The sequence below is a fragment of the Arenimonas oryziterrae DSM 21050 = YC6267 genome, from assembly GCF_000420545.1.
Classification (GTDB): Bacteria; Pseudomonadota; Gammaproteobacteria; order Xanthomonadales; family Xanthomonadaceae; genus Arenimonas; species Arenimonas oryziterrae.
In genome coordinates this window covers 141647-165091 of the sequence record NZ_ATVD01000006.1, presented here as the reverse complement: position 1 = coordinate 165091, position 23445 = coordinate 141647, and the positions used below count along the sequence as shown (strand labels likewise).

Here is a 23445-nt window from a genome sequence, read left to right as displayed (position 1 = left end):
GGGCGATCGGTAAAACGCGCCGGGTCCGAGGGCGGGGTTAGTGCGGGTGACGCGGTAAACTAGCCACGGACCTCCAGAACCCTTCCCATGAGCCAGCAGCGCGTCCTCACCGGCATCACCACTTCGGGTACTCCGCACCTGGGCAACTACGCCGGCGCCATCCGCCCGGCGATCGCCGCCAGTCACCAGGCGGGCGTGGAAAGTTTCTATTTCCTCGCTGACTACCATGCCCTGATCAAGGTCCAGGATCCGGCGCGCGTCCAGCGTTCCACCCTAGAAATCGCCGCGTCGTGGCTGGCGTGCGGGCTCGATCCCGACAAGGTGTGGTTCTATCGCCAATCCGATATTCCGGAGATCCCGGAACTGACCTGGCTGCTGACTTGCGTCGCTGGCAAAGGACTGCTCAATCGCGCGCATGCGTACAAGGCCGCTGTCGACAAGAACACGCTGGACGGGGAAGACGCCGATGCGGGCATCACCGCCGGTCTGTTCATGTATCCGGTGCTGATGGCTGCAGACATTCTCGTTTTCAACGCCAACAAGGTGCCGGTTGGTCGCGATCAGGTTCAGCACATCGAGATGGCGCGTGATTTCGGCGCGCGCTTCAATCACCTGTACGGCGAACATTTCCGGCTGCCCGAAGCGGTGATCGATGAAAGCGTCGCGACGCTGCCCGGCCTCGATGGCCGCAAGATGAGCAAGAGCTACGACAACACGATTCCTCTGTTCGCGTCGCCCGCGGAAATGAAGAAACTCATTCTCGGCATCAAGACCGATTCGCGCGCGCCCGGCGAGCCCAAGGAGACGGAGGGCTCGGCCCTGTTCCAGCTCTATCAGGCCTTCGCGACCCCGCAGGAAAGCCAGGCGATGGCCGAGGCTTTCGCCAGTGGCATCGCTTGGGGCGAAGCCAAGCAAGCCTTGTTCGAGCGCATCGATCGCGACATCGCTCCGATGCGCGAGAAGTACGAACATCTGATGGCGCGTCCCGGCGACATCGAAGACATCCTGCAGGCCGGCGCTAAAAAGGCGCGAGCCATCGCGACGCCGCTGTTGACGCGCCTGCGCCACGCTGTAGGTCTGCGCGACTTGCGCGAAGCGCCGACACGTGCGGACAAGGGCGTGGTGAAGGTCGCGCTGCCGGTATTCAAGCAGTACCGCGAGTCCGACGGAAAATTTCATTTCAAGCTGATCGACGCGGACGGAGCCTTGCTGCTGCTGAGCAGTGCGTTCGATTCGCCCAAGGAAGCCGGACGCTGCCTCGGCGAGCTGAAAGCCGGCAACGCGGCGGGGGCAGCGATGTTGCAGGACGGTTCGCTGATCCTGGGTCCGGGCGTGTCCGCGGCGCAGGTAGAAGCCGCGCTCGATACGCTACGTCGCGCCGACGACGAGAAGCCCTGATGCCCTTGCTCGCGCTGGTCCTGTTCGCTCCCTGGTTCGCCATCCTCGGATGGGCGTACTGGGCGTATCCGAAATCGCATGCCGTGACCCCGGCGCGACGCAGGTTGGACGTGATCGCGCTGTTGCTTGCCGTCGTGTCGAGCGCGATCGCCATGTACCTGGCGTATTTCCTGCCCTTCGACGGGGTCGGCAAGATGTGGCCGCAGGTCATTGCCACTCTCGCCGGATATCACGCCTTCCTGCTGGTGCTGGTCGTGGCGTATTTCATCCGCCGGAAAAGATTCCGCTCAGTCTGACGCCGCCCAGCGATTGGGCGTGATGCCGGTCTTGCCCGGCTGTTGGCGAACGACACAGAAGCGATGTCCCGTCGGTGCCTGCATCACCCACCAGCGTTTGCGGAACTCCACGCGGGTCGCACCGAGCTTTTCCAGGCGCGCGGTTTCGGCATCGAGATCATCGGTTTCTATATCCAGATGCACGCGCGGGTCGTGGTCCACGCGCTGCAGCAGGACGAACGGTTCATCCTTGGCCGAGGCGAGTTCTGCGTATTTCCCATCGCCGTCCTGATCGCGACTGACGATCTTGCGGTCGAGCGCGGCGCTCCAGAAATCGACGGCCGGACCGAGATCGCCCTGGCAGTCGATGACGATGGCGATGAGCACGCTCTGATGCGCAGGTTTGCGCGCGTTGTGCGCCGGCGCGGGAACCCGCGGCTCATCGTCGCGCCAACGCACCACGCAAAACCGTTGCCCGGTCGGCGCCTGCATGACCCACCAGCGCCCGACCGGATTGCCGACGCGCGTCGCCCCCAGGCCTTCCAGGCGGTCGGCTTCGGCATCGATGTCTCTCGCTTCGATATCCAGATGCAGGCGCGAGGGATGCGACACGCACTGGGTTTCGATATGCCAGCCGCCCGGCCCCTTGCCGAGCAAGGCGTAACGGCCGGCATCACCCTCGTCGGGATCGACGATCGGCAAGCCCAGTGCCTGGCTCCAGAAGCGACGTGCCATGGCGAGATCCTCGCCCTGGCAGTCGATCATGAATCCGGCCAGCCGACGCATGCTCAGCGCGCGCGTTGCAGGTCGTCGATCATCACGCGCAGGAACCGCGCCGCTTCGCCGCCGGTCACGGCGCGATGGTCGAAGGTCAGCGACAGGGGCATGAGGCGATGCGTTTCCAGTCCGCCCATGACCGGAACGACGGCATGGTGCAGGCGCCCCGCGCCGACGATGCACACGCAAGGCGGGACGACGACGGGCGTCGCGTACTTGCCAGCGAAGACGCCGAAATTCGACAGCATCAAGGTGTAACCGGTCAGATCTTCCGGCGGCAGGCTGCGCGTCTTGACGCCATCGCGCAGGCGATTGAGTTCGGCGCGCACCTGTTGCGGGTCGAGTCGTTCGCAATGGCGCAACGCGGGCACGAACAGACCTTCCGGCGAATCGACGGCGATGCCGACGTCCACACGCGAATGCCGGCGCAAGGTGCCTTCCTTGGCATTGAGCCAGGAGTTGAGCGCGGGCTCGGCTCGTGCAGCGGCCACCAAGGCACGGATGGATCGCGCCATGATGTCCTCGCCCGGTGCCCACGCATGCAAGTCGGCATCGTCCATCAGCGTGGTCGGCACGACTTCGGCATGCGCGGCACTCATCGTGCGCACCATGTTGCGACGGACGCCGCGAATGGGCTCGTCGGTGTCGAGATTCGCGGATGCACGTGGCGCCGGGTCCGCCGCCGCACGCGATACGGCGGGCGTGGACGCGGTCGCGCGATACGCGCTCGGTTCCGGCGCTCGTGTCGGCGCCACCGCACCGAGTTTCGCGCTGCCGGCCTGCGCGGCGTTCTTTACGTCGGCCAGTGTGACCACGCCTTCGGCACCCGTCGGTGTCACGCGCGCGACATCGACGCCGAGTTTCTTCGCGAGCGCGCGCACGGCGGGCATCGCCTTGACACCGCCGATCGCGATGGCCTGTTCGCTGCGCACGGCATCGGAAGTCTGCATCGCTCCGACCACGGTGCCGGCATCGGCGCTCGCCGCTTTCGCAGGAGCGGCCTGGGTAGCGACCGCGGGATCGTTCTGTTCCTCTTCGACGACGACTTGTGTCGCGGCGGGCGCGGCATGGCCGCCGCCATGATGGTGCCCGGTGTCCTGTGCGTCGGCGCGCTGCGGCAGACTCGGATCGAGCTCGACTTCGGCCAGCACGCTGCCGGTCACGATCACGTCACCAGCGGCGCCGGCGAGGCGGATAACCTTGCCCGAGAATGGCGAGGGCACGTCGACGACGGCTTTCGCGGTCTCCATCGATACCAGCGGTTCGTCGAGACGAATGATGTCGCCGACCTTGACGTGCCACTCGACGATTTCCGCGTCGGGCAGGCCTTCGCCCAAGTCAGGCAGGTGGAAGGATTTCTTCTCGCTCATGTCGGTCCTCTCAGCTGGCCGCAAGCGAACGCTTGCAGGCCGCGATGATCTTTTCCACGCTGGGCAGATATTTCATCTCCAGGCGGAACAGCGGGATATGGGTGTCGTAGCCGGTGACGCGCTCGACCGGCGCCTGCAGGTCGTACATCGATTCCTCGGCCAGGCGCGCGGCGATCTCGGCGCCGAAGCCGGCGGTCTTCGCTGCTTCGTGCACGATCACGCAGCGCCCGGTCTTGGCCACGGATTCGCGGATCGTGTCGAAATCCAGCGGCTTGAGCGTCGCCACGTCGATGACTTCAGCGGACACGCCTTCCTTGGCCAGCGCGTCGGCCGCCTCCAGCGTTTCCTTCACCTGTGCGCCCCAGGTCACCAGGGTCACGTCGGTGCCGTCGCGCAGCACGAAGCACACGTCCAGCGGCAGGGCTTCGCCGTCGTCGGGCACCTCTTCCTTGTACTGGCGATAGATGCGCTTGGGTTCGAAGAAGATCACCGGGTCGGGGTCGCGGATCGCCGCGAGCAGCAAACCGTAGGCGCGCTGCGGCGAAGAAGGCATGACCACGCGCAGGCCGGGCACATTGGTGAAGATCGATTCGTTCGCTTCCGAATGATGCTCGGGCGCGCGGATACCGCCGCCCCAGGGCACGCGCAGCACCATCGGGCAGGTCAGACGGCCACGCGTGCGGTAACGGAATCGCGCCGCGTGACAGACGATGTGGTCGACCATCGGATACATGAAGCCGTCGAACTGCGCTTCGGCGACGGGCTTCATGCCCTGCGTAGCGAGGCCGACGGTGAGTCCGGCAATCGTGGTCTCGTCGAGCGGCGTGTCGAGCACGCGCTGCGGACCGAACGTCTGCTGCAGGCCGGCGGTCGCGCGGAACACGCCGCCGTTCACGCCGACATCCTCGCCGAGCACGACGACGCTGTCGTCATGCTTGAGCTCCCACGCAAGCGCCTGGGTGATCGCTTCGATCAGGGTAATCGCCGCCATCTCAGCGACCCTCCCACTTGAGCGCATCGGCGCGCTGCGCGGCGACGTCGTGCGGCATGTCGCCGTAGAGATAGTCGAACATCGCTTCCACCGGCTGCACCTTGGTTTCCAGATAGGCATTGACCTCGATATCGGAGAGCGCGTTGCACTCCTCCTTCCAGGCGGCCTCCTGTTTTTCGCTCCAGACCTTCTCGTTGATGAGGAAGGTGCGCAGGCGCGACATCGGCTCGCGTTCCCAAGCGGCTTTTACTTCCTCGTCGCCACGATAGCGGCGCGCGTCATCGGCGGTGGTGTGATCGGACAGACGATACGTCACGAATTCCAGCACGCTGCCGCCATGGCCGTTGCGCGCGCGCTTGAGCGCGTGGTCCATCGCCGCGCGCACGGCGATGATGTCGTTGCCGTCGACCTGCAGACAGTCCAGGCCGCCGGCGATGCCTTTCTGCGCGAGCGTCTTGGCGCCGGTCTGCGCGCTGCGCGGCACCGAAATCGCCCACTGGTTGTTGATGATGCACTGGATGAACGGCAGCGTGTACGCGCCGGCCGAGTTGATCGCCGCATAGGTGTCGGTCTTGGACGAACCGCCGTCGCCGACGCAGGCCACCGCCACGCGCGGTTCGCCGCGTAGCTTGAACGCGAGTGCCGCGCCGGCCGCATGCAGGTTCTGCGTACCGATCGGCACGCACCAGGAATAGTCGTGCGGCGGGCCGGAGAAATCGTTGCCGCGTTCGTCGCCGCCCCAGTACATCAGGATTTCGCGCGGCTTTACGCCGCGGACGATCTGCGCGCCGTACTCGCGATACGAGGGTGCGAAGACGTCGTCGTACTGCATCGCACTGCCGATGCCGATGTGCGTGGCCTCGTGACCCAGGCAGCTGGCATAGGTGCCGAGCTTGCCCGTGCGCTGCAGGGCGACCGCCTTGGTGTCGAAACTGCGCACGAGCAACATCTGCTTGAGCAGTTCGACGAGATTGTTGCGATCCTGCGCGAACTCCGGCAGGTCATCGCGAACCAGTCGGCCGTCGGGGCCGAGATACTGCAGGTATTCGATTTCGAATGTGGCGACGGTCGGCATGTTGCCCTCCCAGACAATCGGCCTAGTAGAGCCTGTCCGGCCCCGCACTGGCAACCCGTGACCCCCGGAAAAGGAAAGGCACCGCGATGGCGGTGCCTTCCAGTGTGCAGCGTATGGATTTTGACGCGGACCTAACGCGGTCCGCGCGTCGACTCAGTCGAGTCGCGGACTCGGCACCGGCTGCGGCGGAATGCCGTGGCCGACGACGGGGACCGACACGGTGCCCACATTGTTGCCGGCGTTCGGATCGCGCCAGTCCCATTCGCCGCGCACGGTCCTCAGCGTCGCTTCGACGGTCAGCGCGCCGTTGCCCTGTGCGAACGTCGGGGCCACCGTCACCACGATCGCCTTGCTGGTACCTGCGACCAGGACTTCGCCCGACAGCGGTTCGCAAACCCAAACGCTGTCCGTCGGCGTGTCCTGCCCGGCAAGGCAATCGTACTGCGGCGACACGATCTGCCGAACGGCGCCGGCGGGCGCATTCACCCGGACCGAAAGCAGTTGGTGCGTTTCGTCTGCCTGGCCTTCGTTGGCCATCGTCACCAGGAACTTGGTTTCTTCGCCGACCTTCAGAGGGCCTGCGGGGCCTTGCACCTGCGCCACCAGATCGCGCGTGGCATAGATGCTGTGGGAGCGGGTCGCGGAATTGTCGGCAGGATCGGAATCGGTCGCCGAACTCGAAACCGCCGCGCCGAGCGAGACGACGATGTCGTCCAGCGCCAGGCTCGTGGTCATCGTCACGACGAAGGCGTTGCTCGGCGCAATCGACGAGGTGCTGCTCGTGCAATGCGCGAGGAAGTAGCCGGCCGTGTCCTCGGCGAACGCGCCGCAACTCCAGCCCGAGGGCACATCCACCGACAGCAGCGCGGGGAAATCCACGGCGGGCAGGGGCGCGCCGGGTGCCGATCCGAAGAACGGATGGATGGTCAGATCCAGCTTGATATTGCCGACCGGGGCATCGCCGGCATTGCCGACATTCACCACGAAGTCCATGTCGTCGCCGGCGACGACGTCGAAAGGCGGGCCGGGCATCGTTACCGACAAGGCCGTCGTGCGGAAACTCGCCTCTTGCAGGAACAGTACCACCGGGTCGTGATCGGACACGCGCACCGGCACGGCGAAATCGCCGTAGTTGTCGATGCCGAAGTCGGCGTTGATGCGCGCATGTTCAGCGCGCACGCCGGCGAAGCTGTCGAGCACGGCCTGGTTGACGACCATGTGGTCCAGCGACTGCGCATTGCCGTCGAACGAGAACGAATAGCGCTCGGCGGCCGGCGCGAGCTCGGCGGTGTTGGTCAGCGGCGTCGTGATCGGGCTGTCGACATAGCGCAGCACCTGGGTCGGGCCGGCTTCACGGCCGGTCACGATACCCATCGAATCAACGAAGCCGTCATTGAACTCGAACGCGTTGAAGTCGCCGAGCAGCACGATCTTCTCGTTCGGATTCGCCGTCTGCCGCGCCTGGATCAGGGCGGCGAGGAAACGTGCCTGCTCGCCACGCTTGGCGCGCACGCGGTCGCCGACCGTAGCCCAGCCCTTGGTGCCGACAGTGGTGGTGTTGACGTCGATCAGCGAGCGCAGATGGTTGGCGATCACCGTGACCGTCTGGCTGGCGCCGTTGGCCTGGTTGATGCGCGCGACCAACACCAGCGGCGGACGGTCGTTGAGCAGCTCGGTGCTGTTGTCGGCATTGGTGAACAAGGCGTCCTTGCCGATCTGTTCGATGCTGACCACTTCCACGCGCGGTTTGCCCGCCGCGACTTCCGTGGTCTTGAGCAGGAAGCCGACGTCGATGCCGCCGATGTCGTTGCCCTCGATCAGGTAGGCCTGGTAGTGCGGGTTCTCGCTGCAGCTGTTGGGGAACAGCGCATTGCCGCCGTTGGCATTGATGCTGTCGGCCAGATCGGTCAGCGCCTTGATGTGCTCGACTTCGATCACGCCGAGTACATCGGGGTTGCGCGTGTAGGCGCAGATCGCGTTGCCGGTTTTCTTCAGGCGGTTCTGGTAGGCCAGGGTGGTGAGCTTGGTCGCGCCGTTTCCGTCGGCGACGTCGTCGAAGAAGTGCAGCAGGTTGAAACCGCCGATGGTGATTTCGTCCGTCGCACGCGCCGACACCGCCGTCGCCTGCGAACCGAGCACGACGCTCGCGCCGGCCGCCGGGTCGGGCGTGATCGTGTAGTAGGCGAAGCCGTAGTCGAGCACGCCGACGAGGCCGTTGACGGTGTCGCCGACATCCACGCTGATGATCGGCGCGCCGGTCTGGCCGTTGCTACGCACGCGCAGCATTTCCGGGTTGTGGTCGAACACCGGCGGGGTGACGCCGGGCGGCGGCACGATCGGGTCGAGCACGTCGATGCCCGGTTCGCGCATCGGACGCGCAATCGTCGGAAGCACGCCATAAAACAGGCCGTTGCTCGAGGACACCGCCGAGGATTCGGTAATGTTGCCGTCCACCGGCGCGATCACCTTCAGACTCGGCACGCTGACGCGCATGCCTTCATAGCGTTCGAGCCAGCCGAGCGGGCTCGCGGCATTGGCATCGGCGACCGTCAGCACGATCGGCGCGGGCAAGGGATTGCCCGAGCCGACTTGCACGACCGTCGCGTTCTTGAGTTCGGTCAGCGGCAGCTGGCCGCCCGGGTTGTATTCGTCGAGCGTGGCATTGATGCGCACGCGGTTGCCGACTGCGGCACTCGCCGGCGGCGCCGTGCTGGTGAACACGAACACGCCCTCGGACGTGGCGGGGTCCGCGTCGACCTCGGCATCCGGCGTCTGCACGAAGAAACCGTTCGAGGTGCGCGCGGTCACGATGCCCTCGGTCGCGACGATGCTGCCGACCGCGTACGGGGAAACACTGCCGCTGCCCTGAATCGCATGCACGGGCACGAGCACGAAGTCGTCGTTCTGGATCGTGCCGATCGCCTGGGCGTCGGTGACATTCGCGCCGGTGACGGTGTCGATGTCGACCAGAAAGGTTTCGTTCGCTTCCGGCGTGGTATCGCCGTTGATCTGGACGGTGAAGATGCCACTGGTCGATCCCTGCGGAATCGTCTGGCCGTCGAAGGAGGCGGCGACATAGTCGCCATCCGCGACCGTGGCACTGCCGTCGCTCGTGTGGATATTGAACTGCACGCCGCCCGGCCCGGCCGCGCTGCTCAGCGTGATCGTGAACAACATCGTATTGGAACCGCTGTCGCCTTCACCGAAAGCAACGTCGCCGATCGCGAGATTGGGCGTTACCGGTCCAGCGTTCATCGACAGCAGGAAATTGTCGATCGCCAGGCCGTCGTCGGAACCGGAGACATCCACATCCGTCCAGCGCACCCACAGCGTCGCGCCGGCGGGAATGGACACGCCGAGGTTGTGACTGAGCTGAGTGCGGTTCGCGGCGACATTGCCGTCTTTCGCGCCAGTGGGCGCTGCGGTGGCAGGAGTGACGAAATCCAGCGGCGAACCGACGATCGCGCTCCAGGTGCCCGTGCTGAGGCTGGTCGCGTCGGTGCTGTAGTTGAATACCAGCGAATCGGTGCGACTGGCGGCGCCAAGGCGCCATTCTTCGCCGATGTACTCGAGCGCGACCGAGCTGAGCGGCGCACCGGTGTCATTGACGAAACAGGCGCCCACGACCGGCGCCAGGGAGCCGCTGCGCAGCATGCCCAGTGCGCGATCGGATGGCGTGGTCGCCGAGCCGAAGCTATAGGTGTCGCCAGACGTGCCCGAGCCCGTGCCCGCGGTGTAGGTCGTATTGGCGGCCGTGCCGCTTTCGAGCATGTACCAGCCGGCGGGCAGGGTGGTGTTCGCGGCGGTGCCGGTGCCGGCGAGGGAATCGAAGTTCTGGCCGTAGTTGCCGGCCGCGAGACTGACGCAGGTTTGCGCGAAGCCGTTGCTGCTGGCCGCGAGGGCGAGCAGTGCGATCAGGAGTTTGCCGGCAGAGCGGTCGGCGACGAAAACGTGGCGATGATGAAGCGCTTTTTCGGACAACAGCTTGGACCACCACGAAACGCGGTTGTTACGACCCATGTACTTTCCCCGGCAATGTTGAACGACCCACCCCGGCGGGCCGTTTGAAGTACGGGATAGTACGGGCAGATCGGCGTCCGTTCCATGACATGGGCGAGGGATCGGGCGGGGCGATGCGTTACCCTTCACCTCCCCCTGCCGGTTTCCGTCCCGCCGCCCATGTCCCAGCCACCGAACCAACGTCCGATTGAGCAAGGAATAACCACCGACCTCAAGGATCGCCTGAGCTATGCGGGCTATCTGCAATTACCGACCCTGCTGTCGGCGCAGAAGCCGCTGACCAATCCGCCGCAGCACGACGAGCTGCTTTTCATCATCCAGCACCAGACCTCGGAGCTGTGGATGAAGCTGGTGATCCACGAACTGAGCGCGGCGATCGAGCATCTCCAGCGCGACGACCTCGATCCCTGCCTGAAGATCTTCGCGCGCGTCAAACACATCCAGCGCCAGCTCACCGAACAGTGGTCGGTGCTGGAAACGCTGACGCCGAGCGATTACCTCGGCTTCCGTCACGTGCTCGGTCCGGCCTCGGGATTCCAGTCCGCGCAGTACCGCATGATCGAATTCCTGCTCGGCAACAAGAACGCCGACATGGTGCGCGTGTTCGCGCACGACCCCGACGCACGCGCCGAACTCGAGCGCGTGCTGCATGCGCCGAGCCTGTACGACGAATTCCTGCGCCATCTCGCCCGGCGCGGCCATGCGATTCCGGCCGAGTGCATCGAGCGCGACTGGTCCTTGCCGCATACCAGCAACCCCGGCCTGCTGCCGGTGTTCGAGGCGATCTACGAAGGCACCGACGCGAATTGGGATGCGTACCACCTGTGCGAACAGCTGGTCGACATCGAGGTGAATTTCCAGTTGTGGCGCTTCCGCCACATGAAAACCGTCGAGCGCATCATCGGTTACAAGCGCGGCACCGGCGGCAGTTCGGGCGTGGCCTTCCTCAAACAGGCGCTCGAGCTGACCTTCTTCCCGGAGCTTTTCGAGGTCCGCACCCAGTTGGGCGCGCGCTGAGCGCGGGGCCGAGAATCCGGTCACGGTCCGGGCGGGCCAAACCCGTTCAGGTTTGACTCCCATGCGCCCAGCGGTTAAACCTTCCGGGCCCCCGGGGCCCCGTACCTGGCTGTCCGGTTCGCTGCAACGACCACAAACCACAAGAAAACACAGGGAGAGACCGCATGAGCGGTGCCGCCACCACGCCTGACTCGGGCGCGCCTATTCCAGATTTCAAACAGCTGATGGGACATCCCAAGCCGCTGTGGATGTTGTTCATGACGGAATTCTGGGAGCGCTTCGCGTTCTACGGCATTCGCTGGGCGTTGGTGCTCTACATCGTCGCGCAGTTCTATGGCGGCAGCCCGACCGGCGAAGAATCGGCGAGCAAGCTCTATGGTGCCTATCTGGCCCTGGTCTATGCCGCCGCGATTTTCGGCGGCTATGTCGCTGACAAAGTGCTCGGATACCAGCGATCGATCCTGCTCGGCGCGGTCATCATGGCGGCTGGTCTGTTCATGATCTCGATGCCGAACCAGGAAGTCTTCAAGCTCGGCCTGGCCACGATTATCGCCGGCAACGGCCTGTTCAAGCCCAACATCTCCACGATGGTCGGCAAGCTCTACAGCCAGGCCGATGAACGTCGCGATTCCGGCTTCACGATTTTCTACATGGGCATCAACGCCGGTGCGTTCATCGCGCCGATCCTGACCGGCTGGATGGCCGAGCAGTGGTTGGGCACGCCGGAAATGCCGGCTTACAAGTACGTGTTCATCGCCGCTGGCGTCGGCATGCTGATCAGCCTGATCTGGTTCTGGTTCGGCCGCCGCGAGCTGCAGGGCATCGGTCGACCCGCAGAAGGCGAGGGCGGCAAGCAGAAGGTCCTGTACGTGCTCATCGGTGCGCTGCTGGCTATTCCGCTGATCTATTTCCTGCTGACCATCGATGCCAAGTCCTTGCAGTGGTACGTGCTGGCGCCGATGTTCGTGGCCCTGTGCGGCCTGTTGCTGGTCGAAGGCGTGCGCGACGGTCCGGTCGCCCGCGACCGCGCGATCGCGATGCTGATCATCTTTACGTTCAACATCCTGTTCTGGATGTTCTTCGAGCAGGCCGGCAGTTCCTTCACTTTCCTTGCCGACAAGATCGTGAACCGCGATCTGGGCGGCTTCGTGTTTCCCAACGGCTGGTTCCAGTCGGTGAACTCGATCGCGATCATCGCGCTCGCGCCGATCATCGCCTGGATCTGGGTCAAGCTCGGTCGCGCGAATCCGAACATCCCGCGCAAGTTCGGCCTGGGCATCATCTTCAACGGCCTCGCGTTCCTGCTGCTGATGTACGCCCTGACCAGCCTGATTGGCGCGAACGGCAAGATCCCGTTCTGGACGCTGTTCATGGTCTACGTGATCCAGTCGGTCGGCGAGCTGTGTCTGTCCCCGATCGGTCTGTCGATGACCACCAAGCTCGCACCTGTGCGTCTGGTCGGCTTCGGCATGGGCGGCTGGTTCCTGTCGACGGGTATCGGCAACAACCTGTCCGGCATCTTCGCGGGCGAGGTGAGTGGCGAGGGCGGCATGACCACGGCCTCGGCCCTGAGCGGCTACACCTTCGGCTTCTGGGTGTTGCTTGCGGGCGGCGTGGTGTTGTTCCTGATCGCCCCGCTGATCCAGAAGATCATGCACGGCGTGAAGTAATTCAGGCCGCAAACGACGAAAACGGCGACCTTCGGGTCGCCGTTTTTTTTGGCGCAAAGGTCAGGGCTCGCGCGTGGCCAGTTCGCTTTCTTCCATGCGCGTGAGCAGGCGGTCGAGCGCGGCGCGCTCGTCTTCGCGCAATCCGGCCAGCAGGCGACGCTCGTAGGCCAGTGCCAGCGGTGCGACTTCGTCGTACACCTTGTAGCCCTTGGCCGAGAGTTTCAGCACCGAGCGGCGGCGGTCCTCGCCGTGCAATTGCCGCTTGAGCCGGCCGCTGCCGAGCAGGGACGTGACGGCGCGACTGACCGCGACCTTGTCCATCGCCGTGCGTTCGGCGACTTCGTTCGCCGACAGGTCCGGATAGCGACCGAGCACCGCCAGGATGCGCCACTCGGTGACGTTCAGCCCGAAACGTTCGCCATACAGCGCGGCGATGTCCTGGCTGATGCGGTTCGACAGCACCGACAGCCGGTAGGGCAGGAAGCGGTCGAGTTCGAGCACGGCGTGGTCGGGCGGGGCTTTCTTGTTCATGTTCGGCACGGGGCGGGGCGGACTTGCCAATAGTTTCACATGAAACTATATAATCCGGTCCTCGACCGCAAGCCGTTTCGCAGGAGTTGCCCCATGAGCGCCCAGCCCCACCCCCAGGCCCCGAACCTCGGCATGCAGCCGACCACCTTCGAGAACCCGATGGGCATCGATGGTTTCGAATTCGTCGAATTCGCCGCGCCCGATGCCGCGCCCCTGCACGCGCTGTTCCAGCGCATGGGCTTCAGCGCGGTGCTCAAGCACAAGACGCGCAACATCACCGTCTATCGCCAGGGCACGGTGAACTTCGTCATCAACGAAGATCCCGATTCTTTCGCCGCCGATTTCGCCAAGGCGCACGGTCCCTGTGCCTGCGGTTTCGCGATCCGCTTCAAGAAGCCCGGTGCCGACGTATTGGCGACAGTCGTCGGCAACGGCGGCGAAGCGATCGATCACAAGGAAGCCTCGAAAGTCGTCAACGCGCCGGTGGTCAAGGGCATCGGCGACTGCATGCTGTATCTGGTCGACCGTTACGGCGACGCCGGCAGCATCTTCGACGCGGATTACGCGCCAATCCCGGGCGCGGACCCGAATCCGCCGGGCTTCGGTCTGACCTTCATCGACCACCTCACGCACAACCTGTATTTCGGCAACATGCAGAAGTGGTCGGACTACTACGAGCGCCTGTTCAACTTCCGCGAGATCCGCTACTTCGACATCAAGGGTGCCAAGACCGGCCTGGTGTCCAAGGCGATGACCGCGCCGGACGGCGTGGTGCGCATCCCGCTCAACGAATCGTCCGATCCGAAGTCGCAGATCAACGAATACCTCGACGCCTACCACGGCGAGGGTATCCAGCACATCGCCTGCTTCACCGACGACATCTATGCGACGGTCGAAGCGATGCGCGCGGCCGGCTGTGAATTCCTCGACACGCCCGATACGTATTTCGATGTCATCGACGTGCGCGTGCCCAACCATGGCGAGGACGTGCCGCGCCTGCGCAAGAACAAGATCCTCATTGACGCCGATCTGGAAACCAAACAGCGCAAGCTGTTGCAGATCTTCACCCAGAACGCGATCGGTCCGATCTTCTTCGAGATCATCCAGCGCAAGGGCAACGAAGGTTTCGGCGAAGGCAACTTCCAGGCGCTGTTCGAGAGCATCGAGCGCGACCAGATGCGCCGCGGCGTGCTCTGACCCGACAAGGCCCTGCCATGACGTCCTCTTACCAATCGGGTTTCGGCAACGAGTTCGCGACAGAGGCGCTGCCGGGCACCCTGCCCGAAGGCCGCAATTCGCCGCAGCGCGTCGCCCACGGTCTGTACGCCGAGCAGTTGTCCGGCACGGCGTTCACCGCGCCGCGGCACAGCAATCGGCGCAGCTGGCTGTACCGCATCCGGCCGGCCGCGATGCATCAGCCGTTCGCCCTGCTCGACGATGGCGCGTTCCACAATCGCTTCGAGGAGCTGCCGGCGACGCCGAACCAGCTGCGCTGGAATCCGGTGCCGCTGCCGGTGGTCGCGACCGATTTCCTCGACGGGCTGTTCACGCTCGCCGGCAACGGCAGCGCGGCGGCGCAGACCGGCATCGGTATTCATGTCTATGCGGCGAACCAGTCGATGCAGGGCCGTTTCTTCTACGATGCCGACGCCGAACTGCTGATCGTTCCGCAGCACGGTCGCCTGCGCATCGCCACCGAACTGGGTGTGCTCGATGTCGAGCCGCAGGAAATCGCGGTGATTCCGCGCGGCATCCGCTTCCGCGTCGAACTGATCGACGGCTCTGCGCGCGGCTACGTCTGCGAGAACTTCGGCGCGGCCTTGCGCCTGCCCGACCTGGGCCCGATCGGCTCGAATGGTCTGGCGAATGCGCGCGACTTCCTCACGCCGGTCGCGGCCTTTGAGGAAGACGAGGGCGATTTCGAACTCGTCGCGAAGTTCCAGGGCCGCCTGTGGACCGCGGCGATCGCACATTCGCCGCTCGACGTCGTCGGCTGGCACGGAAATTACGCACCGTACAAATACGACCTGCGCCGCTTCAACACGATCGGCTCGATCAGCTACGACCATCCCGATCCGTCGATCTTCACCGTGCTCACCTCGCCCAGCGACACGCCGGGCACGGCGAACCTGGATTTCGTGATCTTCCCGCCGCGCTGGCTGGTGGCGCAGGACACGTTCCGGCCGCCGTGGTTCCATCGCAATATCGCCAGCGAGTTCATGGGCCTGATCGCGGGCGTGTACGACGCCAAGGCGGAAGGTTTCCTGCCCGGCGGCGCCTCCCTGCACAATTCGATGACCGGCCACGGCCCGGATGCGGACACTTTCGACAAGGCGTCCACCGCGAACCTTGCGCAGCCGCATGTCATCGTCGATACCATGGCCTTCATGTTCGAAACGCGTGCGGTGATTCGCCCGGTCCGCCAGGCGCTGGCCGCCGAAACCCTGCAGCGCGATTATTTCCAGTGCTGGCAGGGGTTGCGCAAGAACTTCAAACCCGCCTGAGCCCCGGCCGCTCCCCTTTCCAGACGCGCTCCGGCGCACGCATCACGGACTCGACATGAAACTAGCGTCACTCAAGGAAGGCGGCCGCGACGGCACGCTGATCGTGGTCTCCCGCGACCTGTCGCGCGCGGTCAAGGCCACCGGCATCGCGCCGACGCTGCAGCGAGCGCTCGAGGACTGGGAAACCACGGCGCCGCGCCTCAATGCCGTGTCCGAAGCACTCGACGGCAGCGCCGCCGAGACGATCAATGGCGAGCCGGTGTTCGCCGTTGATTTCGCTGCATTCGCCGCGCCGCTGCCCCGCGCCTACGAATTCGTTGACGGCAGTGCCTATTTGCCGCACGTCGCACGCGTGCGCAAGGCGCGTGGCGCCGAGGTGCCGGAGAGTTTCTACACCGACCCGCTGATGTACCAGGCGGTCAGCGCCGGCTTCTACGGACCGCGCGACGCCGTGCGCGTGCCCGACGCGGCCTATGGCATCGATCTGGAAGCGGAGGTGGTCATCGTCACCGACGACGTGCCGATGGCGGCGACGCCGGAACAGGCGGCGGCGCACATCCAGCTCATCGGCCTGGTCAACGACGTGTCGCTGCGCAATCTCATTCCCAACGAGCTGGCCAAGGGTTTCGGCTTCCTGCAGTCCAAGCCGCGGTCGGCCCTGAGCCCGGTGTTCGTCACGCCCGACGAACTCGGCGAGGCCTGGCGCGACAACAAGGTGCACCTGCCGCTGCTCACGCACATCAACGGCGCCTGGTTCGGCGCGCCCGAGGCCGGCGTGGACATGCAGTTCGATTTCTCGCAGCTGGTCGCGCATGCGGCCAAGACGCGGCCGCTGTCGGCCGGCACGATCGTCGGCTCGGGCACGGTCGCCAACGAGGACACCTCGCTGGGCGCCTCGTGCTTCGCCGAGAAACGCACCGTCGAGACCCTGGAGACCGGCAAGCCGGTCACGCCCTTCATGGCTTATGGCGACACCGTGCGCATCGAGATGCTCGACCGCCACGGCGTGTCGGTCTTCGGCGCGATCGAGCAGCGCATCGTCCCCGCCTGACCGGCCCGGTTGGCCCGCGCTCGCGCGCGGGTGTAGGCTAGAACCCGCGCGGGCCGCTGGCCTGCCACAGCAGGGAGGCCAGTCATGTCGGCAGGGTTGCTTCGGCTGTATTCCTATTGGCGGTCCAGTGCCGCCTATCGCGTGCGCATCGCACTCAATCTCAAGGGCCTGGCCTACGAAACCGTCCCCGTGCACCTGGTGCGCGATGGCGGCGAGCAGCACGCGGCCACCTTCAGCGAACTCAATCCGCAGGAACTGGTGCCCGTGCTCGTGCACGGCAGCCGCATCCTCAAGCAGTCGATGGCGATCATCGAATACATCGACGAAACCTGGGCGACCGCGCCGGCACTGATGCCCGTGGTGGCGCGTGACCGCCAGCGCGTGCGCGCGATCGCGCAGGTCATCGCCTGCGACATCCATCCGCTGAACAACCTGCGCGTGCAGCAATACCTGGAATCGACCTTCGGCGCGACCCAGGAGCAACGCGACGAATGGACGCGGCACTGGCTGCGCAACGGCCTGGCCGCGCTCGAGCACATCCTCGGCGACAATCCCTCGACCGGCGACTACTGCGACGGCGAAGCGCCGACGCTGGCCGACTGCTGCCTGATCCCGCAGGTCTACAACGCCAAGCGGTTCAACATCGACATGACGCCGTATCCGACCGTGCGCCACATCAACGAGACCTGCCTGGCGCTCGAAGCCTTCGACAAGGCGCGACCGGAAAACCAGCCGGACGCGCAGACCGCCGGCTGAGAAAGCGAAGGTGAACGCGGAGCGGGGCGACGCTTAGGTCGTGCCGTACATGTCCGCGTAGGGATCGTGCTCGCCGCTGGAGCCTTCCGACAGGCGGATCTTCAGGGCCAGGCCATCGCGCGAGTCGGCCTTGCGCAGCGCTTCCTCGAGTTCGATCTTGCCGTCCTTGAACATCTTGAACAGCGACTGGTCGAAGGTGTGCATGCCTTCCTGCAGCGACTTGTCCATCGCTTCCTTGATCTCGTGCACCTCGCCGCGACGGATGAGGTCGCGGATCATCGGCGTGTTGATCAGCACTTCGCTGGCGGGCAGGCGCTTGCCGTCCTTGCCGACGACCAGGCGCAGCGAGATGACCGCCTTGAGGTTCAGCGACAGGTTCATCAGGATGTTCTTGTGCGCCGATTCCGGGAAGAAGTTCAGGATGCGCTCGAGCGTCTGGTCGGCGTTGTTGGAGTGCAGCGTCGCCAGGCACAGATGGCCGGTTTCCGCGAACGCGATCGCCGATTCCATGGTCACCGCGTCGAGGATTTCGCCGATCAGGATCACGTCCGGGGCTTCGCGCATCGCGTTCTTGAGCGCGTTGTGGAAGGCGTGGGTGTCCAGGCCGACTTCGCGCTGGTTGACGATGGATTTCTTGTGCTTGTGCAGGAACTCGATCGGATCCTCGATGGTGAGGATATGACCGGTGTTGTTGGAATTGCGGTGGTCGATCATCGCGGCCAGCGCGGTCGACTTGCCCGAGCCGGTGGAGCCGACCACGAGCACCAGCCCGCGCTGCTCCATCACGATGTCCTTGAGGACCTGCGGCAGCTTGAGCTGGTCGATGGTCGGGATCTCGCTCTTGATCGCGCGGATCACCATGCCCACTTCGCCACGCTGCTTGAAGCAGTTCACGCGGAAACGGCCGGCGTCCTTGACCGCGATCGCCATGTTGAACTCGAGATCGCGCTCGAAGGTCGGGACCTGGCCCTCGTCCATGAGCGAGTAGGCGATCTTCTTGACCATGCCGGCCGGCAGGCCGGTATTGCCCAAGGGGTAAAGTTTGCCTTCAACCTTGATGTAGACCGGCGCGCCCGTGGTCAGGAACATGTCCGAGGCGTTTTTTTCCGTCATTAGCTTGAGGAAATAGCCGATGTCCATTTTCGATTCCTTCGTTTCCCTGGGCCGCCCGTTGCACGGGGCTGGGCGGCTGCTGACAATAACGCGTATAAGCTATCCGCGAATGCGCCTTATGACACTATCCCATAGAAAAATCTATCTCGTGCTGGCCCTTCTGGCTGCCAGCGCGGTGGCTTTTGCTGCAACGCCGCCAACGGCGGAAATGGCTGCCGCGCAAGCGGCCATCGCCTCTGCCGAACGTGCCCAGCCGCGGGGTGAGGCCGCCCAGGCCCTGGACGAGGCGCACCAGCTGTACGCGCAGGCGCAGGCGGCAATGGCCAAGAAGAAATACAAGGACGCCCTGCGCTGGGCCGACGAGGCCCATGCCTCGGCCGACCTCGCTGGCGCACGTGCGCGCCTGGCCAATGCCCGCATCGAGGTCGAAGAGAAATCCGCGCGCAACGCCGATCTGCGCCGGCAACTGCTGGTGGTGCCGCAGCGATGAACCTTCGTCCCGCCACCCTGAGTCTGACCCTGTGCCTGGCCCTGGCGACGCTGCCGGTCCTCGCACAGGACGCCAATGCGGATGCTGCCCGTCTCGCTGCCGATATCGCCGCGCTCGATCAGGATCCCTCGCTGGGCGATCTGGCCGGTCTGGAGCGACTCAAGGCGCGGCAGGCCATCGCGGTGCTGCAGGCCGCGCGCTCGCGCGACCGCGAACACGCCCTGTTCCTCGCCGAGCGCTGGGTCCAGGCCGCGCAGGCTGCGGCCCAGGCCGAGTCCCTGCAGCGGCAGTCTGTGCAGCTTGACCGCGAGCGCGACCAGATCATGGTCGAAGCCAGCCGCCGGGACGCCGAACTCGCGCGCCACGAAGCCGACCGTCTGCGCCTGCAAAGCCTCGCCCGCGAGGAAGAAGCCGAGCGCCTGGCCGAGACCAATGAAGCCGAGCGCCTCGCTGGCGTCGCCAGCACCGAAGCCGCGAACGCGCAGGCCGCGCAGGCCCGCAAGCTCGCCGACGCGCGCGCGCGCGAAACCGCGCTGGCGCGCAAGGAAGCCGAACTCGCCGCCGCCGTCGCTGCCGATTCGATGTCGACCCCGGCGACCGGCAGCAACAAACCCGCGACGGCCAGTGCGACCGCGAGCAATCCGCCGCCGCGCACCTCCGCGACCGCCAGCGCTACGACGGCGTCGGCGCCACCGATTCCGACCGGTCGTCCGTTCTTCACCCTGGCCGGCACCGCGTTCGCGACCGGCCGAGCCACGCTCACGCCAGCGGGTCAGCTCAGCGTGCAGCGCATCGCCGCCAAGTTCGCGCCGCGCGGGGCGATCTATATCGAAGGCCACACCGACAGCCAGGGCAGCGACGCCGCCAACCTCAGCCTGTCGCGTCAGCGTGCCGAAGCCGTGCGCCAGGCCCTGATCAGCCACGGCGTGGCCGGCAGCCGGATCCGGGCCACCGGGCGGGGCGAAACCATTCCCGTGGCCGACAACGGCAGCGAGCCGGGCCGGGCGCGCAACCGGCGCGTCGAGATCTTCGTCGAATAGCTACGGAAAACAGGCGCTTGCGCCCTGGGCCGGGCGACCGTACGGGCTAAGTGCTTGAATTTTTTGAGCTCGGCCCAGACCGGAAAATCACCGGCTGAATTTCGGTGATTACCAGCAAAATCAATAACTTAAAAAATCTCTTGCGGCCCCCGAAACCCGGGAGTAGCTTCGATATCCCATGTGGCGCGTTGCCGCATGGCGAACCGAGCCAGGCCGATGAAAGCAGACCTCGTCCTCACGGAAATCGCCGCCCCAATAGCCGGGGCGGGCGACCTTTCTGGGGACGCCCGCGCTAACGACCTGACCTTTCATTTCAATCCACACGCCCGGGCAACCCTGCTTGGGCGTTCGTGTTTCTGAAGGAGGTCAACGATGTTTGAAGGGCAACCACAAACCGAAGTGGACGCGATGATGAAGACCGATCCGGAATTCCGGCAGCTCTACCATCGCCATCGCGAACTCGACAAGCAGGTGCTGGATGCCGAGCTGGGAGTGCTCCCGCTCGACGACAACACGCTTGCGAAAATGAAACGCGAAAAGCTCTATGCGAAGGATCGACTCCTGCGCATGTACGACGCCAAGCATCACTGACCCGCACCTAGCCAGTTCACCGCTGTGGTGGCGGCGGCCCTCCTCGTCGGGCCGCCGCCACCCGCACCTGGGCCCGCCGACCTGACCGCGCGCGCCTGGTCCTCCGCGCTACAATCGACCGTCGGCCCCCGGCCAAACCCGCGCAGCAGCGCCTTTATGACGGTCCATCAAAACGTCCTCGAACTCATCGGCGAAACCCCGATCGTCAAAGCCCGCCATCTCGATGCGGGTCTGTGCGAGCTGTATCTCAAGCTCGAATGCATGAATCCCGGTGGCTCGATCAAGGACCGCATCGGTCTGAAGATGATCGAAGCCGCGGAAAAAGCCGGCAAGATCAAACCCGGCGACACCCTGGTCGAAGGCACCGCCGGCAACACCGGTATCGGACTGGCCCTGGTCGCGCAGCAGAAGGGCTACAAGCTCGTGCTGGTCGTGCCCGACAAGATGAGCCGCGAGAAGATCTTCAACCTGCGGGCGATGGGCGCCGACGTCGTGCTGACGCGCTCGGATGTCGCCAAGGGGCATCCGCAGTACTACCAGGACATGGCCGAGAAGCTCGCCGCCGATACGCCGGGCGCGTACTTCATCAACCAGTTCGGCAATCCCGACAATCCGCTCGCGCACGAAGAGGGCACCGGCCCGGAAATCTGGCGGCAGATGGACGGCCAGATGGACGCGATCGTGTTCGGCTGCGGCAGCTCGGGCACCATGACCGGCCTGTCGCGCTATTTCGCGAAGAACGCGCCGAACGTCGAGATGATCCTCGCCGACCCGGTCGGCTCGATCCTCACGCAGTACATCAACGAGGGCGTGCTCAGCACCAAGTCCGGCAGCTGGCTGGTCGAAGGCATCGGCGAGGACTTCCTGCCGCCGATCTCCGACTTCACTCGCGTCAAAAAGGCGTATGCGATCACCGACAAGGAAAGTTTCCTCGCCGGCCGCGAGCTGCTCATGAAAGAAGGCGTGCTCGGCGGTTCCTCGACCGGCACCCTGCTGGCCGCGGCGCTGAAGTATTGCCGCGAGCAGACCACGCCCAAGAAGGTCGTCGTGTTCGTTTGCGATACCGGCAACAAGTATCTGTCGAAGATGTTCAACGACTACTGGATGCTCGACAACGGCTTCCTCGATCGCCCGACGTATGGCGATCTGCGCGATCTCATCCTGCGGCCTTACGCGCAGCGCGATACCGTCGTGGTCGGCCCGGCCGACACGCTGACCGTCGCCTACCAGCGCATGAAGATGTACGACGTCTCGCAGTTGCCGGTCATGGACGGCGAGAAGATCGTCGGCATCGTCGACGAGAGCGACGTGCTGTTGCACGTCTACGGCGACGAAAAGCGTTTCCAGGACCCGGTATCGACGGCGATGGTGAGCAAGCTCAACGTGCTCGATGTCACCGCCTCGATGGAGTCCCTGCTGCCGGTGTTCGATCGCGGCCAGGTCGCGATCGTCATGGACGGCGCGAAATTCCTCGGCCTGATTACCCGCATCGACCTGCTCAACTACCTCCGCCGCCGCGCCCAGTAATTCCCGATGCTCCCTCGCCCGCTCGCGGGAGAGGGCCGGGGTGAGGGCCGCTCCAACGAAGCCAGACTGGAAACCAAATGTCCGACAACAAAAAACACGGCATCGGCACCCGCGCCATCCACGCCGGCCAGTCGCCCGATCCGAGCACCGGCGCGGTGATGACGCCGATCTACGCGACCTCGACCTACGTGCAGCAGAGCCCGGGCGTGCACCAGGGCTACGAATACTCGCGCAGCCACAATCCCACGCGCTTCGCCTACGAGCGCTGCGTCGCTGCGCTTGAGGGCGGCACGCAGGGCTATGCCTTCGCCTCCGGTCTGGCCGCGACCTCGACCGTGCTCGACATCCTCGATGCCGGCAGCCATGTCGTGTGCATGGACGATGTCTACGGCGGCACCTATCGCCTGTTCGAGCGCGTGCGCCGCCGCTCCGCCGGTCTGGATTTCAGTTTCGTCGACCTCAACGACATGGCCGCGCTCGAAGCCGCGGTGACGCCGAAGACCAAACTCATCTGGTGCGAGACGCCGACCAATCCGCTGCTCAAGCTGGTCGACATCGCCCGCCTGGCCGAATTCGCGCGCAAGCGCGGCATCTGGCTCGCGGTCGACAACACCTTCTCCTCGCCGATCCTGCAGCGCCCGCTGGAATTGGGCGCGCACCTGGTCATGCATTCGGCGACCAAATACCTCAACGGCCATTCCGACATGGTCGGCGGCATGATCGTCGTCGGCGACGATGCCCATCTCGCCGAACAGATGACCTTCCTGCAGAACGCCGTCGGCGGTGTGCAGGGTCCGTTCGATAGCTTTCTTGCGCTGCGCGGCCTCAAGACCCTGCACCTGCGCATGAAAGCGCATTGCGAGAACGCGGGCGCGCTCGCCGAGTGGCTGTCCACGCATGCGGCGGTGGAGAAGGTGGTGTATCCGGGCCTGAAATCGCATCCGCAGCACGAACTCGCAAAGAAGCAGATGCACGGCTTCGGCGGCATGGTCAGCGTTTGGCTCAAGGGCGGCCTGCCGGCCGCGCGTCGCTTCATGGAGCGCACCGAACTGTTCGCCTGCGCCGAATCGCTCGGCGGCGTCGAGAGCCTGGTCAACCATCCCGCGATCATGACCCACGCCTCCGTGCCGGCCGATCGCCGGGCAGTGCTGGGCATCACCGACAACCTCGTGCGCCTCTCGGTCGGCGTCGAGGACGTCGCCGATTTGCGTGCTGAGCTCGACAGCGCGCTCGGATGAGCGCCGACCGG

At 65.1% G+C, this 23445-nt stretch carries 20 protein-coding genes and 1 pseudogene; 13 read left to right on the top strand and 8 right to left on the bottom strand.

Translation table 11 applies throughout. The features are described 5' to 3' along the window. Positions 1 to 87: 87 nt before the first annotated feature. A complete protein-coding gene (locus G467_RS0113815) occupies positions 88 to 1398 on the top strand; it encodes a tryptophan--tRNA ligase (protein WP_022970334.1) in 1311 nt (436 codons plus the stop codon). After that, positions 1398 to 1694, top strand: coding sequence for a hypothetical protein (locus G467_RS0113810; RefSeq protein ID WP_022970333.1), 297 nt, complete (start codon positions 1398 to 1400; stop codon positions 1692 to 1694). The genes G467_RS0113815 and G467_RS0113810 overlap by 1 nt, the downstream gene beginning before the upstream one ends. On the opposite strand, the gene G467_RS0113805 is transcribed toward G467_RS0113810, so the two are convergent. The 6 genes and pseudogenes from G467_RS0113805 to G467_RS16980 form a co-directional block, all read right to left on the bottom strand. Beyond that, positions 1686 to 2060, bottom strand: coding sequence for a VOC family protein (locus tag G467_RS0113805; RefSeq protein ID WP_026802708.1), 375 nt, complete (start codon positions 2058 to 2060; stop codon positions 1686 to 1688). The genes G467_RS0113810 and G467_RS0113805 overlap by 9 nt on opposite strands. Before the next feature lie 36 nt (positions 2061 to 2096). Beyond that, positions 2097 to 2459, bottom strand: a pseudogene (locus G467_RS18375) (VOC family protein); the annotation flags it as partial. Positions 2460 to 2461: 2 nt separating this feature from the next. Next, positions 2462 to 3820 (bottom strand): dihydrolipoamide acetyltransferase family protein, encoded by a 1359-nt coding sequence (locus G467_RS0113795; RefSeq protein ID WP_022970332.1) that lies wholly within the window; start codon positions 3818 to 3820, stop codon positions 2462 to 2464. A 10-nt stretch (positions 3821 to 3830) separates the two neighbouring features. After that, positions 3831 to 4838, bottom strand: coding sequence for an alpha-ketoacid dehydrogenase subunit beta (locus tag G467_RS0113790; protein ID WP_051130491.1), 1008 nt, complete (start codon positions 4836 to 4838; stop codon positions 3831 to 3833). Beyond that, a complete protein-coding gene (gene pdhA, locus G467_RS0113785) occupies positions 4813 to 5886 on the bottom strand; it encodes a pyruvate dehydrogenase (acetyl-transferring) E1 component subunit alpha (protein ID WP_022970330.1) in 1074 nt (357 codons plus the stop codon). The genes G467_RS0113790 and pdhA overlap by 26 nt, the downstream gene beginning before the upstream one ends. Positions 5887 to 6039: 153 nt before the next feature. Further along, a complete protein-coding gene (locus G467_RS16980; RefSeq protein WP_022970329.1) occupies positions 6040 to 9906 on the bottom strand; it encodes a nuclease in 3867 nt (1288 codons plus the stop codon). Between the two features lie 159 nt (positions 9907 to 10065). Between G467_RS16980 and G467_RS0113775 the strand changes: the two genes are divergently transcribed. Together G467_RS0113775 and G467_RS0113770 are read left to right on the top strand one after the other, a co-directional pair. Beyond that, complete coding sequence (locus tag G467_RS0113775) at positions 10066 to 10923, top strand: tryptophan 2,3-dioxygenase (RefSeq protein ID WP_022970328.1); 858 nt, start codon at positions 10066 to 10068, stop codon at positions 10921 to 10923. Between the two features lie 164 nt (positions 10924 to 11087). Then, positions 11088 to 12593 (top strand): peptide MFS transporter, encoded by a 1506-nt coding sequence (locus tag G467_RS0113770; RefSeq protein ID WP_026802703.1) that lies wholly within the window; start codon positions 11088 to 11090, stop codon positions 12591 to 12593. 60 nt (positions 12594 to 12653) lie between these two features. Here the strand turns inward: G467_RS0113770 and G467_RS0113765 are convergent, their stop codons facing one another. Then, entirely contained in the window at positions 12654 to 13124 is a 471-nt protein-coding gene (locus tag G467_RS0113765; protein ID WP_022970326.1) for a MarR family winged helix-turn-helix transcriptional regulator, read from the bottom strand. 93 nt (positions 13125 to 13217) lie between these two features. Here G467_RS0113765 and hppD point away from each other — a divergent pair, with 93 nt between their 5' ends. The 4 genes from hppD (at position 13218) to maiA (ending at position 17435) form a co-directional block, all read left to right on the top strand. Further along, positions 13218 to 14321: a 4-hydroxyphenylpyruvate dioxygenase gene (gene hppD / locus G467_RS0113760; protein ID WP_022970325.1), complete on the top strand. Its 1104-nt coding sequence runs from the start codon at positions 13218 to 13220 to the stop codon at positions 14319 to 14321. Between the two features lie 17 nt (positions 14322 to 14338). Next, entirely contained in the window at positions 14339 to 15628 is a 1290-nt protein-coding gene (gene hmgA / locus G467_RS0113755) for a homogentisate 1,2-dioxygenase (protein ID WP_022970324.1), read from the top strand. Positions 15629 to 15683: 55 nt separating this feature from the next. Next, complete coding sequence (locus tag G467_RS0113750) at positions 15684 to 16679, top strand: fumarylacetoacetate hydrolase family protein (RefSeq protein ID WP_022970323.1); 996 nt, start codon at positions 15684 to 15686, stop codon at positions 16677 to 16679. Positions 16680 to 16763: 84 nt separating this feature from the next. Beyond that, positions 16764 to 17435: a maleylacetoacetate isomerase gene (gene maiA / locus G467_RS0113745; RefSeq protein ID WP_026802701.1), complete on the top strand. Its 672-nt coding sequence runs from the start codon at positions 16764 to 16766 to the stop codon at positions 17433 to 17435. Positions 17436 to 17468: 33 nt separating this feature from the next. Here maiA and G467_RS0113740 read toward each other — a convergent pair whose 3' ends face one another. Further along, positions 17469 to 18575: a PilT/PilU family type 4a pilus ATPase gene (locus G467_RS0113740; RefSeq protein WP_022970321.1), complete on the bottom strand. Its 1107-nt coding sequence runs from the start codon at positions 18573 to 18575 to the stop codon at positions 17469 to 17471. Here G467_RS0113740 and G467_RS17915 point away from each other — a divergent pair. The 5 genes from G467_RS17915 (at position 18568) to G467_RS0113715 (ending at position 23434) form a co-directional block, all read left to right on the top strand. After that, positions 18568 to 19038 carry a DUF4398 domain-containing protein gene (locus G467_RS17915; protein WP_081644696.1) on the top strand — a complete coding sequence of 157 codons (471 nt, stop codon included), beginning with the start codon at positions 18568 to 18570 and terminating at the stop codon, positions 19036 to 19038. The genes G467_RS0113740 and G467_RS17915 overlap by 8 nt on opposite strands. Further along, the gene (locus tag G467_RS17680) at positions 19035 to 20078 is read left to right on the top strand and encodes an OmpA family protein (RefSeq protein WP_022970319.1); all 1044 of its coding nucleotides are present in this window, start codon (positions 19035 to 19037) and stop codon (positions 20076 to 20078) included. Before G467_RS17915 ends, G467_RS17680 begins: the two co-directional genes overlap by 4 nt. A gap of 372 nt (positions 20079 to 20450) precedes the next feature. Further along, positions 20451 to 20669, top strand: a complete 219-nt coding sequence (locus tag G467_RS0113725; protein WP_022970318.1) for an HP1242/YdcH family protein — start codon at positions 20451 to 20453, stop codon at positions 20667 to 20669. A 156-nt stretch (positions 20670 to 20825) separates the two neighbouring features. After that, on the top strand, positions 20826 to 22196 hold the full coding sequence (locus G467_RS0113720) for a pyridoxal-phosphate dependent enzyme (RefSeq protein ID WP_022970317.1): 1371 nt from the start codon (positions 20826 to 20828) through the stop codon (positions 22194 to 22196). Positions 22197 to 22273: 77 nt separating this feature from the next. Continuing rightward, positions 22274 to 23434 (top strand): cystathionine gamma-synthase, encoded by a 1161-nt coding sequence (locus G467_RS0113715; protein ID WP_022970316.1) that lies wholly within the window; start codon positions 22274 to 22276, stop codon positions 23432 to 23434. Positions 23435 to 23445: the final 11 nt, after the last annotated feature.

Excerpts from the sequence above, each read along its gene's own strand:
- G467_RS0113815 (WP_022970334.1), top strand. The coding sequence starts at position 88 with ATGAGCCAGCAGCGCGTCCTCACCGGCATCACCACTTCGGGTACTCCG.
- G467_RS0113810 (WP_022970333.1), top strand. The coding sequence starts at position 1,398 with ATGCCCTTGCTCGCGCTGGTCCTGTTCGCTCCCTGGTTCGCCATCCTC.
- G467_RS0113795 (WP_022970332.1), bottom strand. The coding sequence starts at position 3,820 with ATGAGCGAGAAGAAATCCTTCCACCTGCCTGACTTGGGCGAAGGCCTG.
- G467_RS0113790 (WP_051130491.1), bottom strand. The coding sequence starts at position 4,838 with ATGCGCTCAAGTGGGAGGGTCGCTGAGATGGCGGCGATTACCCTGATC.
- pdhA (WP_022970330.1), bottom strand. The coding sequence starts at position 5,886 with ATGCCGACCGTCGCCACATTCGAAATCGAATACCTGCAGTATCTCGGC.
- G467_RS16980 (WP_022970329.1), bottom strand. The coding sequence starts at position 9,906 with ATGGGTCGTAACAACCGCGTTTCGTGGTGGTCCAAGCTGTTGTCCGAA.
- G467_RS0113775 (WP_022970328.1), top strand. The coding sequence starts at position 10,066 with ATGTCCCAGCCACCGAACCAACGTCCGATTGAGCAAGGAATAACCACC.
- G467_RS0113770 (WP_026802703.1), top strand. The coding sequence starts at position 11,088 with ATGAGCGGTGCCGCCACCACGCCTGACTCGGGCGCGCCTATTCCAGAT.
- G467_RS0113765 (WP_022970326.1), bottom strand. The coding sequence starts at position 13,124 with ATGAACAAGAAAGCCCCGCCCGACCACGCCGTGCTCGAACTCGACCGC.
- hppD (WP_022970325.1), top strand. The coding sequence starts at position 13,218 with ATGAGCGCCCAGCCCCACCCCCAGGCCCCGAACCTCGGCATGCAGCCG.
- hmgA (WP_022970324.1), top strand. The coding sequence starts at position 14,339 with ATGACGTCCTCTTACCAATCGGGTTTCGGCAACGAGTTCGCGACAGAG.
- G467_RS0113750 (WP_022970323.1), top strand. The coding sequence starts at position 15,684 with ATGAAACTAGCGTCACTCAAGGAAGGCGGCCGCGACGGCACGCTGATC.
- maiA (WP_026802701.1), top strand. The coding sequence starts at position 16,764 with ATGTCGGCAGGGTTGCTTCGGCTGTATTCCTATTGGCGGTCCAGTGCC.
- G467_RS17915 (WP_081644696.1), top strand. The coding sequence starts at position 18,568 with ATGTCCATTTTCGATTCCTTCGTTTCCCTGGGCCGCCCGTTGCACGGG.
- G467_RS0113740 (WP_022970321.1), bottom strand. The coding sequence starts at position 18,575 with ATGGACATCGGCTATTTCCTCAAGCTAATGACGGAAAAAAACGCCTCG.
- G467_RS17680 (WP_022970319.1), top strand. The coding sequence starts at position 19,035 with ATGAACCTTCGTCCCGCCACCCTGAGTCTGACCCTGTGCCTGGCCCTG.
- G467_RS0113725 (WP_022970318.1), top strand. The coding sequence starts at position 20,451 with ATGTTTGAAGGGCAACCACAAACCGAAGTGGACGCGATGATGAAGACC.
- G467_RS0113720 (WP_022970317.1), top strand. The coding sequence starts at position 20,826 with ATGACGGTCCATCAAAACGTCCTCGAACTCATCGGCGAAACCCCGATC.
- G467_RS0113715 (WP_022970316.1), top strand. The coding sequence starts at position 22,274 with ATGTCCGACAACAAAAAACACGGCATCGGCACCCGCGCCATCCACGCC.